The organism is Prevotella sp. ICM33 (assembly GCF_000517825.1).
Taxonomy (GTDB): domain Bacteria; phylum Bacteroidota; class Bacteroidia; order Bacteroidales; family Bacteroidaceae; genus Prevotella; species Prevotella melaninogenica.
Genome location: NZ_JACD01000038.1, coordinates 1 through 13404, shown reverse-complemented (window position 1 = coordinate 13404; position 13404 = coordinate 1). Strand labels below are relative to the sequence as shown.

Genomic DNA, 13404 nt, shown 5'->3' with positions numbered 1-13404 from the left:
GATTTTAGCCCTTAACTTTTATATGTGGAAAAGGTTTACCGGACAGCAATAAATTAAAATAATAGCCTAAGATAAAGCGTGTATTCAGAGCACCATCATTTTATGGAAGGATAGTATAAGGGGAGAGTTTATGTAAAATAAAAGTTTCATATAACTTTTCCCCATAGCTTTTGATACGTTTCCTAAAAAAGCATACTATGGTGAAATAAGTTTACAAAAAGTGAGGCTTTTATATGGAAAAGTACGCCCAAAACATATACTTATAACACTTCTGTAACTTACATAGAATCAAAGGGTTGAAGGACTCTAAAACAAGAGATGCTTAATTGGGTTTCAAAAGGGCGTTAGTTAGCCTTCAAAAGGGCATCTTTTGCAAGTCAATTGGGCGTCTTTTCGTAGCCAATTAAGCATCGAATGTTTTTTAGGTGTTAGAAAAGTATTTACGAAACAGTGTGCATATACAAGTAGTTTGTTGTTTGTTTTTCACTTTGGAAGAACCATAAGTGAGTTGGGTTTATCGGACAGCGGTATCAGAAAATAAAATATGGACAAATACACCTGAACTATGTCAGAAATGTATTTATCCATATCATTATATTTTATATCTTAAATGCTTTATGGAAGCTCCTTTAATGGAATAAAGTAATAGCTTTTTCCAGCAACAGATATAGTATTCAAGCGTCCAGACTTGAAGCGTGTTTCAAGATTAACAAGTTTCTTAAACATCTCCTTATAAGCCTGATCCCATTCGCTTTCATTACACTTCTTACGGCTAATATCCTTTACACGTACAATGTAGTTCAATGCATCAGAACTTGGAACTGAAACGCGATGATAATAAACCTTTGAAATGGCAGACTTCGTACTGAGAGCCTTGCGATAAGAAAGCATGTTTACCAGCTTGCTCTGACGCTTAAAGTTATTTCTCAATACTGCAAGTTCTTGGTTTCCAAGAGAGTCTGCATTGATATAAGGCATCAAATCACGATAGCCATCAAGAAGATTCTGCATCTCATCCTTATCAAAAAGATATCCCTCGTCATAAGTTGAAAGCTGCTGTGGTGTAAACCACATCTTCTTAAAGAGAAGGTCGTTGATGTTGTTCTTTTCAATGTCAGTTACAGAGATAGCAGCACTGTCACAGAGATTCACTACCTCTTGTGTAGGAACAGCACGGAGAACACCATATTTATTCTCTGCGCTACGTGTCACATTTACAATTTCGTTGTTACGTGCATTGAGCTGCATAAATAGTGAATCAAGAACATTTGAAAGACCTGCACTTGAAAGTTCAGAATAAAGTTTTGGATAGACAAAACCACCTGTAATAACGCAGTTCTTTGGTGCATCAAGCAAATAAACATTCTCGTTATCAGTACTCATATCTTTGAACGAGCCATTCTTTGTCCATTTTGGTTCGCAAAGGTAGTCTCCAGAGAAGCTCATATACTCCAGGATGTTATTATCAAGTAGCTGCTTAGACTGCAGGATGAAGTCTTGATAAGGCATACCATCCTTAGAAAGGATTTGAGCAAGAAGGAGAGTAGCTGAGCGCGAATATATCTCAGAGTTGATGTCAGAAGTGAAAGTTGGGAACTCATCAGTACCCAAGATAATGAACACATTATTATCAAACTTAGAATAAGGTGTCTCTCTAAAGATGGTATTCATCGCATCATGGAAGCCGTAGCCACCTGTTGCCCCAATAGTGTTTGGTGAAGTCATCTTTGTAAGATAGTCAATCCACTTACCAAAGTCGGTTGTTGGTGCGAGATGTCTATTTCCCTTCTGAGAAACTGATGTCACAGAGAACTTCGCCTGAGAATCCTTTGATACCTTTTCGCTTATGCCCTGGAAAGCATTAACGAGGTTGCGCACAAGTAGACGGTCCTTATCAAAGAACACAAGGTGGACATTTATATTCTTGCTATTCTCAATGAGTCGATCGAGTTCTGCCACAGCAACATCTCCACCTTTTACATTAAGCATATAAGTCTTCTTCCTGTCCCATACAGACAATGGAAGGTTTATAGCCACTTTCTGATCTGTCGACGTGTTTGTCCAATTTCCATCAGCAGTAAAGAGGAGCTTAGAACCCAATGGGAAGCCTGCGAACTCAGGATAATTAGCATCCAGCAGATAAACGTGATTCTGTCCTACCATTGCAGTGAGGTCAGCAGGAATCCACCCGAGTGCAGTGCGAGTAGAGTCAGAGAGCGAAGGACGATCAGAAACAAGTATAGCCTGTTTACTTGCATCGTACTTATAAGCATACACAATCTGACCAGCTACAAGCTTTCCCTTGCTCTTATCGAGGAAGAAAGGATCGCTATAGAGGTTCAGAGAGTCAAGAGTAAAGAATCTCTTTATATTTGACAATCGTGATACAGTGGATGCACCGATTCGATAACGTACTGGGAAGTTGTTATCTTTAGACACAAAGGCATGATTATACTCCAGCACGCTATTCTTATCAATCCATCCTACGAATGGTGAATTCTTAGCATCTTTAAAGTGAGTTCTTGAACTGAAAAGTGGTGCAAACATACCCTTAGGCTGTCCAAGCAAGCTCTGGTTAGCAGCAACAACCTTATAGAATCCGTTTTTCTCACCAATAACATAGAATGGTGCACCAAGCTTCTGTTCACTCAGGATGCGCTGTGCATACGGTCCAGCGTATGCCTTGTTATGGTCACGATCTGAGAAGACAATATGCACATCCTTATTGTTGTGTGTCTTCTGCTTTCGTGTATCTTCTGTCAGGTAATTAAAACTCTTTTTACCGACAGCATGTGTCTTATCATATCTTCCCACCTGTGCCAGACTACTCTGAGCACCTAAAAAGAAGAATGCAAGACCTGCTATAATATGGAACGCTTTCATATTTCCTAATTTTATTTTCCTGTATTTCTTTGAGTTACTTCAATTTTTGTAATATGATGGAAATCATCTACCTTCACATCATCAATAGTCACACGTCCGTAACGATTACTCTCGAGGAAGTGTAATCCTTGACAATAGTCTGGGAATACATTATAACGCTCGCCATTGATGTGTACAACGACTTGATTACCATTACCGCCGAGATAGTTATTGATAATGAAATTACGATGTGCATAGAATGCTTCCTTATCTCTTGCACCCGCATTGGCAATAGCTTGTAAATGCTTCTTGATACCATTCTGTACCATAGCCAATGTATCAATAGGCTCAGGTTTTGGCTGATCAGCCTCATCAGCAGGATTCTCGATAATGTCTTCAACCTTTGGAAGGATAGTTATGACATGAGATACAGGATATAAAGTTGTATTAGTCTTCAGTTTGATGAGATATTTACCAGGCAAAGCCAACAAAAGCCTTATCTAATCTTAGTCTTCATTTCTTCGAGAATCTTTTTTCTGTCTTCCGTATTCTTGGTTGTCCAATAGAGTTTCTGCTTTATGTCGAAATAGTCTTGTATCGTTTTGAATGCACGCATACAATAGAGATATTTCGGATCATAAGAATGTTTGCGATAGTTGTCTTGCAGCTGTGTCATACGATCTTTTATCTCACTGATACGCTGTGTCTGCTGTATCTCGAAGTTAAGCGAATCAATATCCTTCTTCAGCGTAATCAGTTTCTCACTCATTTCCTTCTGATCTTCAAGAATAGCCTCGGCATCATTGATTTCTGTCACCGCATTACCTGTAATGGATTCTGGAATAGGTGTGACATACTTACAAAGGAGGATATAGAGTAAGGCCACAGAAAAGCATAACAAAAGCGTAAACTTAATACTGGACCATATCTTTTCGTCTCTTGTCATAATAATAAATTATTAATTTCTTTTTCTATTTAAAATTTCTGTTGCCTTCTGAATCTGTTCCATAATGTAGTCTAAGTCACGTTTCTCATCAAAGTAAGTCGCAGTGGTTTCCTGCGTAGCTTGTAGTTGATCAAACAGCGTTTTATAGAGAACATAGTTGGTGGTGTCATTATCACCACGATAGATTTCATCTTGCATATCTTGTCTGTGACGAGCAATTATCATCTGATATTGCGCCTGCTCATTATCCGTACGCTTCTCAGTAACAAGATTGTTCATATCCTTGAACATTTGATCCATACGGAAATTATAGCTTGCCTGCTTACGAAATACTTCATCGTAACGCACTTTCTTTTCGTCTACCATGTTGATTCCGCGTTCGGCAGTTTTCAATGTGCAAACAGCAAAGAGTACGAAAAGCAATAGCGTGAAGCTAAAGATGAAAATAAAAGAATTCTTTGCCTGACGGCGTTCCTTTCTATTTCTTTCTACCATTGTCAAGTGTATCTGTTAATCCCACACCTTCCATGACTTGCGCTCACTCTCAGAGGCCTTGCCATTGTTATCTTCGCTAATAATAATATTCTCCTTGATGAGTCCAACGTATTCGAGTTCGCTCAACTTATGGAAAAGCGTATCAATTACATTGAGAAATGCTGCAATGCTCACAAAGAGAATATTCAACTCAAGATGATTATAGCTCAAATGAGCAATATCGCTTGTCTTGTGCATAAAGTCAGACGGCTTAATATTTGTCCACTCATCAAAGTACTGCAATAGTGTCTCAAAGTCCTTCTCAGGTAAAGAACGGAGTGAAGTGAGCAGAAGATTAGCTAATGCATTTGCAAAGCGTACAGTATAGATTGGAGGCTGCTCAGCTGCAATATTCTTCAATTCAAAGCAGTGCTGGCTATAGAAATTCTTCACCACATCGCAAAGAGCAAAAGTATTATCTGCAAGCATACTGCGGTGAGGGTTAGAAATATTCTTAGCATATACCTTGAGTGCATTGCTGTGAATACGCTCAAGTGTTTCTGTCATATTCTCTAAAGCATGTATAGCTCTCTCAGAACAGTTGATACGCTGAATAGCTGGGATATAGTCGCTATCTATCGAGAAGGAACCACCATCAACGATAACCTTTCCTGCTACTATACTATTACCCTCAAGGAAAGCCTTATTAAGATTCTGCTCCAATACCAATTGCAAAGTAACCTCTGGTAATACGTAAGGATGATGGAGTGGGGTAGTTTCTGGATCTGGCACTCCAACAGGCAACATCTTGTAAGGATTAACAGTAAGGAGAATGCAGACTACCTGACGTGTAGAGAGATCAATCTCGATATCTTTGAGCGTACACTTTGGTGTGAAATCGCCATACAATTCCTTTGTAAAGAGAATATGGAAACCATTACGAGTCACCGCATTACATGCTCTAAGTTCTACTGATAAAGTCTCTGCAGACTCACCCTTAATATCCATATCAATAGAACATTCTTCTTTTTCAGACTTATCACCGAATCCATAGTTATAGCTTGTCAGTTCCTCTTCACGATTCTGTCTTAGCATTTCAACTACATTGTAATATGTCTCAAAGAAATGGGTATTATTAATTTTCTGGCCGTTAACCCAGTTTATTGGCAAATGCTCAATCTTCTTCATGTTGTATCTGGTTTATGCTTTTTACTCGTTTTATATAGATAACTTGATTTTTCTTTATTTTGTTTTCTGTGGCTGTGCAACGTGGGTCCAGCATCCGAATAAATAGAGGATAGCGGAACCATCGGCTCGTATAGAAAATCCAACCACTTTCAGCACCTTCCATATTGATTTCAATCTGTGCTTGTGGAAAACGACGATTTTGGTCTTCAACAAGCCAGTCAAACCAGTCTCCTAAAGCGATACCCTCAGCCAAGCGAACAGAAAGGGTTGTATAATCGAAATCACCAACCTTTCGTTTAAGTTTCACCTTGACAGTTAATGCCTTGAAAGTATCGAGATTGTCCCAATAGTTTCGATTAAATCCACTATGATTGATTCTCCACAAGTCGTAGATTGCTGGTTGTATGTTTCGGAAATACTTGAAACTACGGAAGACGAAGTAAGGAATCATAAACCAGCAGACAGCTGTCATCGCCCAAGGGGTATATTCCAATCCTCCGCTAATCCAGTTGAATACAAGATAGTAAATCCACATTCCGATAATACCTGAGAGCACTGTTACGAGAAGTTCGATAGACATATCATCGTTCTTCTTGCTAATGACCACGCGCAATGCCCATAGATAGAAAAATCCGAGAATGAGATAAGAAGTAACAGTCAGTACAAGTCCTCCCCACACATATTCATTCTTCAAATAGCCGAAGAGAGAAGGAAGTCCAAGGAAAAGTCCTGCTAAAAGAGCAAAGACAATAATCCTCTTCATGCCCAGCTGCTGTCGAATAGACTTTAGTGCTCCCATAACGAACACCATGACCATTGCAAGAAGCGGAGCCAATAAGTATTTCAAAAAGAAAAATATTAAAGGTTTCATTATTTCTTCTTATAAATTCGTATCATAACCTAAATAATTCTGTCCTAAGACGAGTTCTGTATTTGTCGTGACAGTATATATTATCTTTATATCTCTGGACGAAATGAGAAAGAACGACAGCACATACTTTACTGTTTCTATCTGCTTTTTCAATACACTTTCTTTTATCGTATCATGAAAGCAGAGATTTACTTCAACATCATCCAACTCACATAGTAATTGTCCATCAAGTCCTGAGTCAACCCCCAACATACAATCACCCAAGCTAATGTAAGGAAGATTCTCTTCGTAATGATAGACGTATCGTATTTTAGCATCAATAGCGCAGACTACTGAAAGTAATTCTTCCAATGCAGAAAGATTCTCCTTGTAATGCTCTACCTTGAGAAGACACAAAAACATCTTGTATCTTTCGTCAACAGTAAGAGGGGCTGTCTTCGAAAAGAAAAGACTGGTGACATTCTTGATAATAACATTCTCAGACGGCCTTTCAAATAAGGATAACTGCCGCTCAAAGATACGTACACTGTCATGGAACATCATTGTGTCGAACGGAGAGAAAAAGTGTATCGCCTTCTCTGCCTTCTTCCTATTCTCTCGAATCGCTTCAACAACCTCCTTGTTGCTCATTCCTGGTGAGCTAAGAGAAATAGGGTGGAACATAAACTCAGGCAACTGATGATAAAAACCATTTCTTGCAAGGTTAAGTATCAGTCGTTCCCTTAATTGTCCATCCTTATAGACTTCCTCTTTCTGCAACTCGATAATATCTTGAGAGTTCACACGGCTATTCATTCCGTGAGTCACAACAACGGTCTTATCAAGCAGATCCTCCCCAGTAATAAACTGCAATTCAGCATAGAAGACTTCCGCAATAAGATGACGTGCATCACTATTACTGAATCCTTCTAAATCCCTGTTAGAAGTTGTTATGCGTGATTCCATTGCAGATTTCCATCTTTATAGGTTGCTATTATGTGGTCGCCAGGCTTGATAGTCTCTGAGACAATCAGTTTGGAAATAGTCTTCTTCAGATAAGTTCTTACTACACCAGCAATAGGACGCGCACCATACTGTGGCGAGAATCCTTTGGAGGTAAGGTAGGCTATTGTCTCTGGTGCTAAATCCAACTGAATATCCTTCTGCTCCAACAACTGCTTCTGCAGGCGTGAGAATTGGAGAAGGAAAATCTGCTGAGCAACCGCCTCTGTAATAGGTGAGAATGGGACTACCTCTGTCAAACGACCAAGAAACTCAGGACGGAAGTACTTCGACATAACCTCAATCAGTTCGTTAGAGGTTGGCTGATGTCCCTTCTGAATCTGTTCAGCAATCCATTGACTACCAATATTAGAAGTAAAGATGATGATAGAATTGGAGAAGTCACCTTCACGTCCTAATTTATCATGCACCTTACCTTCATCCATAATCTGCAGGAAGATATCGTAGACACTACTATGTGCCTTCTCAATCTCATCAAAGAGTACGACAGAATAAGGCTTTTGGCGGATTTTTGTCACAAGCAAACCACCCTCTTCATAGCCAACATATCCTGGAGGAGCACCATACAGCAAGGCTGCAGAATGCTCTTCCTTGAACTCCGACATATCGAAACGAATCATTGCCGTGTCATCATCAAAAAGAAGATCGGCTAATGATTTCGTCAACTCTGTCTTACCCGTACCAGTAGGACCAAGGAAGAAGAATGAACCGATAGGCTTCTTTGGGTCACTCAGACCACTTCGTGACTCGATGATAGCATCTGAAAGTGTACGAATAGCTTTATCCTGTCCCTTAACTCTTTCGTGCAACTTGGTTTCGATACCCAAGAGTCGATCTTTCTCTTGTGCCTGAATCTTTCCGATTGGGATACCAGTGTCATCTGCCACAACTGATTCTATTTCTAATGAGGTAACCTTCTCAATACCTTTCTGTGAAAGGGCAGAAAGTTCGTTCAACATCTTACCAAGCTTATCTAATTTCTCCTGTGTTGAGTCATCATCCGTCAGTACGAAGTCGTCTTCTATCTTTGAAGTCAAAACAACACTCACCTTGTTAAAGATTGTATGATAAAGCAGATGTAAGTCGAAATCACTCACATCTTCTACCGGCATTGCCTTGTACTTCTCATACTGCTCCACAAGTTGTTCTACAATACCTGCAGCATTCTTATTGCTCAGTCTTACCGAGGCTGCGGTACTATCAATGAGGTCTAATGTTGAGGCTGGTTGGCTCTTTTCCTTGTAGTATCTGTTAGAAAGATTATATGCACTTATGAATGCTTCCTCTGTTATTGGCAGACTATAATAAGCCTGCAGAATTGTTCTATGTTTTAGTAATGCACTGCGAAGAATATTCGGCTCGAGTTCCTCTACATTTATAATATTCAGTCTATTTGCAATAGAATGTTTCTCAATGTGCTTACGGAAAGCATCCATAGAGAGAACCATCAGCAATGTGACTGCACCATCGCAAATTTGTGCATCAAGGTTGTTGAGTATATAGGTGGCTGCCGTTGGGTTACCACTTTCGAGTAACAACTGCAAGTCGTCAATAACAAGCACACCACGACTCTTTGCCTGATTCATCTTCTGCAGTAAACCTGTTAGTTTTTGGGTAATCTCCGTTTCATTACCTGATTGTGCAAGAATCTTTGATGTGTTCAGCCCGACCAACGATGTCTGGTTGATAATCTCATCTTGGTTGATTTCCATTTCATGGGCAAGTGCTCTGATAATACCCGTCTTACCAACACCCGGTGCACCTACAAGCAGAATACCTTGTCGTTCAGAACGTTCCAACGTTTCCAAGATCAGACGTATTTCCTTGCTACGACCGATAATAGACTTACCTTCTTCTAAGAGTTCTGCTCGGCGGAGATCAGATACGTACTGGATAGAACTACCCATATCCATCTCTGCAACTGGAGATAAAGGAGAGGTTGAAGCCTCAAAATATTCCATTATCTCATCTTCTGTCACACCAATTGATTCTATTTGCTGATGGGAATAAACCACACCATCTCTGACAATTGCTGAGAACACACACAAGGCATCAACAGAGTCTGTACCAAGTTTTATCTTTGAGCGTTCTGCCTCATCAAGTACTGTCTCAACCTCGTGGTCGGCGATTATCTCACCTGCATCATGCTCAACACCGACATACATCTCACGATAAGTCTCAAACCAATCGCTGATGTATGTCACTTCCTTTTGCATTGAGTTCAGGATCTCACGCAAACCTGTCTGCTCTGTCAGCATAGCTATAACAAGATGAGCTACACCGAATGATAGGTGCTTATCCTGATGTGCCATTGCCTTGGCTAACTTAATAGCAGCAATGAGGCTATTGCTGTAATTTTGTGTATTCATACGAAAAATATCTTGTAAGGCGTCTTATTGATAGAACGCTTTGAAAGTTCGTCTTCTAAGAAACTTGTCATTGCAGGTAAATCAACATTCCCTTCTTTACTTGCACCTGAAAGTTCTATTCTTACTTCTGTTGTACGGATAATACCACGTCGCACATCGTTTGAGATAGCTATACCATCTCTGATATCTACAGATTTCGCCAATTTCCCTAAACTACAAAGTACGAAACTCTTTATATCTTCACGCGTAACAATACGGTCCTTTGATAGCAAACCATAACGGAGTCGATTAATCATATCACGTTCTGAGTCGTGAGCATTACCTTGTTTTGTCGTTGTCTGGAACAACAACCCACTTGCCGAGAATTTCTCATTCTCCGCTTGGTAGACTACCGTACGACTATCCAAACCATTAGCAACTTCGGCATCAGTAGTCCAATAACTCACCTCTACCTCTGATGTCTTTTTGTAAGGCTGTGTAAATAGAAAAGCACGAGGAATACTCTTATCTTGAGTGAAATCGTAGATGCTCTTTTCTATGTTCTCTATATTATTATAGAGATTGTTCAGCTGATCCGTGAGCGTATCTATCTCCATACTCTCAAAAGCACTTCCGTCTTCATGGATTAACTGAATTAGTTTGTTTATCAATATACGGGCATTGTCTGAATCAAATCTTTCTATGTTTCCAAAGTAAAGGCTGTAAGTACCTGTAGAGGACTCATTATAATTCCGCACAATATCCACGTACTGGTGGTTAACATCATCATGAAAAGATTCTACATTGAGCAGGAAACGATTTTCTTTGCATCGTAGAGCTACGATATTACCTTTTCGTGCAAAATCATGTTGTATTGTAACCAAACTACGATTGACAACTGGATAAGTATTGAGTAGAAAACGTACTTTCCCAAAATCCACATGATTAAACATCACTGGAAATTTCAACTTTAACCATACCAGTTTACTGCTTTCATCGTCTCCCTCTTCAGAAACTTCCCATTCTGAAGGATAGGTACTGAAAGGATTAGATGAGAGGGCTTTTGAATCAAGACTTATCTGAACATAGTTTTTTGCATAATAGTCACTAATCTCATTAAAGTAGTGATATTTCTCACTGTGTTCCAGTGGAAACTGTGGAACCGATACTTCTAATCTCTCTCCAGCTCCATCATAAACATGCACATCTCTTAGGAAAGGCGTGAGGTTATTGTCTTCCAAAAGAATACACAATATCAGTTCATGAGTTGAACGTAGTAGGCTCTGCGTCATTTCCAGACCTATCCACACAACACCATCTTCTGACGGCACTACTACGTTTGGAAGTTCTGTTTCTTGCATACTACCCTCATACGAATACATTACCCGACTATCGTAGGATAGGGCCTTTATCTTGGCATTTACTAAAGGGTAATTACTTAGAGGAGAGAAGTCAAGGTCTACCCATCCCTTTTCAAACATCATCTTCCTCGTATAAAAACGATCTGTTAATGTTAGTAAGCGAGACTCGTCACTCTTAGGTTCCACACTCAACAAAGCATGGGAAGGCATTGGAAGTGACCACTGCTGAGGCACTAACAAACATGCCAAACGATACAGAATATTTGAATCAGAATCAGATATATTCTGATGAAGTCTACTACTATTATAGGCTATTACGTCAAGAATTAAATCAATAACGGGGTCCATTTGCCGCAGATCTGTGATATTCCACAAGTCCATTGCAAATCTCCGAAGACGTTCTTTTATACTCTGTTGCCTTTTATCTATCATATTTTATATTCATCTCTAATAATGATGTATCTCATTTGTGTGAGCTACTTAGTCCTCTAACAAGGCTATCAACGGTTTAAATACTCATTCCACCATCACGCGTGCATACTGAGCTTGTACGGGATAATACTTTGGAGCCGTCAAAGCGGGCTGCCATACAAAAAGTGAATCGTTTCTCATATTGTCCATAGTTCTTTTGCTGTCACACGATGTACAACAGAAGAAAAGTAACAAGAGTGTTAAGTAGTTCAATATGTTTATTCGTTTCATCTTCTTTATTACACTTTCCTTTCTATCAGCCAATCCTACTGTGATATCGGACTTATATAAAGATGTGTATTAAAGTTGAAGTGCTGGTCATTTCTTACAATAAGACCACTTACCCACAAGCGTACACGCTTTCGAGCATTAGGGAACTTATCTCTGACATCTTCCTCAACCTCAGTAAGTTCTACTCTTACATGGACGTCTTTAAGACGAGGTTCATACTTAATTATAGTGGCTTCCAATGACTGTCTGACCTTATCTTCCCAGTCTTCGTTTTTCAAAACTTGATTGAACTCCAAGTCCCATATAATCGAACCGTAATCCTCTCTTCCTTCCACTTCTCCATGACGAGAAACCACCAACATCATGAGATGCTGGGCAATTGACTCCTCATAAGAGCAGCGTTGGATTTGTCCATTTAAAGCCCCTGATAAATCCAAAGGCAGTTTTAGATAGTTCATATCACACCAAAATATTGTGCAAATATATATTATTTTTAATAGATATGGGCAACTTTTTTCTGTTTTTAATATTTTATAAGTATTTAATTGATGAAGTTCTCCACATAAACACGAGATTCTCTTCTCATAAAACAAGCTTTAACGCTGTATCTAAAATCAACTTTCAGTATTATAAATGTTGTAATAGCTGAAAAGTTATTTCAAGAGCAATCTTCTTATTTACTGAAGACTTGTCACGTTTTACATTATGAAAAGGTATAAAGCTATGAATTGATATAAAAAAAATGAGGTTCTTCAGCTATTGGGAGCGATACCTTTTGAGATTAGAACTTTGAAGAAACGTCACACAGAGAAATGGAGAGCACAGAGGTTTTATATGGCAGAAATCGTTAGGCATAGAGGCACCGTTGGTGCGTGGAGCAGCAGAGGATATTTGCGAGTTTTATTAATGCTTTTGTCTACTTCATTACAAAGCTGTGGTTTGCAAGATTTCTTAAAATGCTTTTTACCAAAGCTATCAGCAACACGTACACTACGCCTCTGTCGCTCTTTGTGCCTTCGGCACCTCCGTGATATTGTCTTTATGCTTTCACCTCCGTGTTCTCCCCCTCTCTGTGTGCCTTTTATATGTAGTAGGCTTACTTTATCACTCCATATTTCGGAACGCAAAAATGAACCGAAAAGTCTTTACACTGCTGAGCATTTTTAGTAAGAAAAATACGTTTAAAACTAAGTTTTTAAGTGGTTTTATAAACGCTTAGTAGTCAGTTGCTTACAAGATAGCAGGTCTAAAGGTGCCTAATTAGCCTTCAAAAGGGCGTTAGTAAGGGGCTTAAAGGGCATCTTTTGCAAGTCCAAAGGGCGTCTTTTCAAAGCCTATTAAGCATAAATGGAAATATAGAAGATGAAAAATTGTTTACATTTTTATGAGGATGAACAAGTGGATAAGTAGACAGATTGGTGAGTTGACAAGTTTGTTCTTATAATGATTAGGTGTTCCTCCTACTCTCGAAGTAAAGTAAGGATTTTACTTATTAGATGTTAAACCCATGTTATTTTATGTTTTTCTTTTGTTTTTATAAAAATATCTTTCTACTTTTGGCATCGTAAAACAACAGATTGCAAATCTTCCTCTTCTTTCAAGAGCAAGACTGTTTAACAGCCGTACAGAGGGGACTTCAAGAAGTTGTTG

The 13404-nt window shown here is 39.1% G+C and carries 9 protein-coding genes and 1 pseudogene; all 10 read right to left on the bottom strand.

All coding sequences use genetic code 11. The features are described from left to right. Positions 1 to 615 precede the first annotated feature (615 nt). Positions 616 to 2883 carry a type VI secretion system protein TssR domain-containing protein gene (gene tssR, locus HMPREF1505_RS04995; RefSeq protein ID WP_036923421.1) on the bottom strand — a complete coding sequence of 756 codons (2268 nt, stop codon included), beginning with the start codon at positions 2881 to 2883 and terminating at the stop codon, positions 616 to 618. 11 nt (positions 2884 to 2894) lie between these two features. Next, a pseudogene (locus HMPREF1505_RS04990) lies at positions 2895 to 3341 on the bottom strand (PKD domain-containing protein); the annotation flags it as partial. A gap of 17 nt (positions 3342 to 3358) precedes the next feature. Then, positions 3359 to 3808 carry a type VI secretion system TssO gene (tssO, locus tag HMPREF1505_RS04985; RefSeq protein ID WP_004359700.1) on the bottom strand — a complete coding sequence of 150 codons (450 nt, stop codon included), beginning with the start codon at positions 3806 to 3808 and terminating at the stop codon, positions 3359 to 3361. 12 nt (positions 3809 to 3820) lie between these two features. After that, positions 3821 to 4303, bottom strand: coding sequence for a type VI secretion system TssO (tssO, locus tag HMPREF1505_RS04980; RefSeq protein WP_036923418.1), 483 nt, complete (start codon positions 4301 to 4303; stop codon positions 3821 to 3823). 15 nt (positions 4304 to 4318) lie between these two features. Beyond that, entirely contained in the window at positions 4319 to 5470 is a 1152-nt protein-coding gene (locus tag HMPREF1505_RS04975; protein WP_036923415.1) for a hypothetical protein, read from the bottom strand. After that, complete coding sequence (locus HMPREF1505_RS04970) at positions 5457 to 6341, bottom strand: TssN family type VI secretion system protein (RefSeq protein ID WP_004359695.1); 885 nt, start codon at positions 6339 to 6341, stop codon at positions 5457 to 5459. Before HMPREF1505_RS04970 ends, HMPREF1505_RS04975 begins: the two co-directional genes overlap by 14 nt. Positions 6342 to 6350: 9 nt before the next feature. Beyond that, positions 6351 to 7286, bottom strand: a complete 936-nt coding sequence (locus HMPREF1505_RS04965) for a hypothetical protein (RefSeq protein WP_036923412.1) — start codon at positions 7284 to 7286, stop codon at positions 6351 to 6353. Further along, entirely contained in the window at positions 7271 to 9712 is a 2442-nt protein-coding gene (locus tag HMPREF1505_RS04960; protein WP_036923409.1) for an AAA family ATPase, read from the bottom strand. The genes HMPREF1505_RS04965 and HMPREF1505_RS04960 overlap by 16 nt, the downstream gene beginning before the upstream one ends. Further along, a complete protein-coding gene (locus HMPREF1505_RS04955) occupies positions 9709 to 11484 on the bottom strand; it encodes a type VI secretion system baseplate subunit TssF (RefSeq protein ID WP_036923406.1) in 1776 nt (591 codons plus the stop codon). The genes HMPREF1505_RS04960 and HMPREF1505_RS04955 overlap by 4 nt, the downstream gene beginning before the upstream one ends. A 305-nt stretch (positions 11485 to 11789) precedes the next feature. Further along, a complete protein-coding gene (locus HMPREF1505_RS04950; protein WP_004359687.1) occupies positions 11790 to 12212 on the bottom strand; it encodes a GPW/gp25 family protein in 423 nt (140 codons plus the stop codon). Positions 12213 to 13404: the final 1192 nt, after the last annotated feature.

Excerpts from the sequence above, each read along its gene's own strand:
- tssO (WP_004359700.1), bottom strand. The coding sequence starts at position 3,808 with ATGACAAGAGACGAAAAGATATGGTCCAGTATTAAGTTTACGCTTTTG.
- tssO (WP_036923418.1), bottom strand. The coding sequence starts at position 4,303 with ATGGTAGAAAGAAATAGAAAGGAACGCCGTCAGGCAAAGAATTCTTTT.
- HMPREF1505_RS04960 (WP_036923409.1), bottom strand. The coding sequence starts at position 9,712 with ATGAATACACAAAATTACAGCAATAGCCTCATTGCTGCTATTAAGTTA.
- HMPREF1505_RS04955 (WP_036923406.1), bottom strand. The coding sequence starts at position 11,484 with ATGATAGATAAAAGGCAACAGAGTATAAAAGAACGTCTTCGGAGATTT.
- tssR (WP_036923421.1), bottom strand. The coding sequence starts at position 2,883 with ATGAAAGCGTTCCATATTATAGCAGGTCTTGCATTCTTCTTTTTAGGT.
- HMPREF1505_RS04975 (WP_036923415.1), bottom strand. The coding sequence starts at position 5,470 with ATGAAGAAGATTGAGCATTTGCCAATAAACTGGGTTAACGGCCAGAAA.
- HMPREF1505_RS04965 (WP_036923412.1), bottom strand. The coding sequence starts at position 7,286 with ATGGAATCACGCATAACAACTTCTAACAGGGATTTAGAAGGATTCAGT.
- HMPREF1505_RS04950 (WP_004359687.1), bottom strand. The coding sequence starts at position 12,212 with ATGAACTATCTAAAACTGCCTTTGGATTTATCAGGGGCTTTAAATGGA.
- HMPREF1505_RS04970 (WP_004359695.1), bottom strand. The coding sequence starts at position 6,341 with ATGAAACCTTTAATATTTTTCTTTTTGAAATACTTATTGGCTCCGCTT.